Consider the following 1,510-nt stretch of genomic DNA (forward strand, 5'->3'; position numbering starts at 1 on the left):
TGGCCGCGTTCTTGTCGCTGAAGACCGCCGTCTGGCCGGCGATGCCCAGCGTTTCGCCGGCCACCAGGCCATCCAGCGTGCCGCCCGAGATTTGTGCGACGTTGTTGCCGTCATAGACTTTAGCCGCCGCCAGCGTGCCGCTGACCGTCAACGCCTTGGGCGTGATGTCGGCGCTGGTGCTGGCCGTGCTGCTGGCCAGGCTGTAATTGCCGGCGTCCGCGCCGCCCAGCACGATGCCGCTGATCGTCACGGTCTTGCCGTTGCCGGCGTTCTTGTCGCTGAAGCTGCCGCTGGCGTTAGCGATCGCCAAGCTGTCGCCGGCTACCATGCCATTGAAGGTCGCCGCGCCATTCAGCGTGGCGCCGGTCAAGCCATCGTAGGTTTTATTGGCCGCGCCGATATTGCTCACGCTGCTGATGGTGGCCTTGCTGATGTCGGCGTTCAGATTGGCCGGACTGCTGAAGGTGTAATTGCTGGCCAGTCCAGTACCGTCGTGCAAGGTGGTGCCGCTGACCGTGACCAGCTTGCCGGCACCGGCGTTCTTGTCGCTGAAGACGCCGACGCCGCCGCTGAAGCTCAGGGTTTCACCTGAGACCACGCCGCTCAAGGTGCCACCGGACAACACCGCGACCGCCGTGCCATCGTAGACTTTATTATCGGCAGTCATGCCGGTCAGCGTGACGGTCTTCGGCGTGATATCGGCCGTGGTACTGGCCGTGTTACTGATGACATTGTAGTTGCCCAGGTCGCTGCCGCTCAGCGTGATGCCGGTGATGTTGACGGTCTTGCCGGTTCCCACGTTCTTGTCCGTGAACTGGCCGGAGGCGCCGGACAATTGCACATCATCGCCGGCAATCTTGCCATTGATCACGGCGGAATTGCTGCCGAGGGTGGTATTCAGGTTGCCGTCATATACTTTGCTGGAGGCGGTCAAGCCGCTGATAGCGCTGATCGTCGCTTTCGTGATATCTCCGCTCACGCCGCCTGGCGTGGCGAGCGTGTAGTTACTGGCCAGTCCGGTGCCATCGCCCAAGGTCACGCCGCCGACCGTGATGGCCTTGCCGGTTCCTGCGTTCTTGTCGCCGAATGTCGCGCCCTGGACGGTAAAGGCCAGCGTTTCCGAGTTGACCAGGCCATTCAGCGTGCCGCCGGCAAGCGTCGCATTGACAGTACCGTCGTAGACTTTATTGCCGCTCAAGCCAGTCAGCGTCAATGCCTTGGCGCCGATGCTGGCGCTGCTGCCGGCCGTGTCGCTGGCCAGGTTGTAATTGCCGGCGTCGGCGCCGCCCAGCACGATGCCGCTGATATTGACGGTCTTGCCATTGCCGGCGTTCTTGTCGATGAAGCTGCCGCTGGCGGCCGACACCGTCAGGTTGTCGCCGGCGATCATGCCGGTCAACGCTGCGCCGGCCGTATTCAGGCTGGCGGCAAGACTGCCGTCATACACCTTGTTGCCGGCCGTGATGCCGCTCACGCTGGCGATGGTCGCCTTGCCAATATCGGCGGTGGC

1 protein-coding gene (only partly in view) is annotated in these 1,510 nt (G+C 63.4%); it reads right to left on the bottom strand.

All 1,510 nt of this window come from inside a single coding sequence — locus GJA_RS25555, beta strand repeat-containing protein (protein WP_051781328.1), on the bottom strand. Of the gene's 1,542 coding nucleotides, 12 precede the window and 20 follow it; the stretch shown corresponds to coding positions 13-1,522 (codon 5, complete, through codon 508, partial); reading right to left, the first codon wholly in view occupies positions 1,508 to 1,510. Both codon boundaries (start and stop) fall beyond the window edges.

The organism is Janthinobacterium agaricidamnosum NBRC 102515 = DSM 9628 (genome assembly GCF_000723165.1).
Classification (GTDB): Bacteria; Pseudomonadota; Gammaproteobacteria; order Burkholderiales; family Burkholderiaceae_D; genus Janthinobacterium; species Janthinobacterium agaricidamnosum.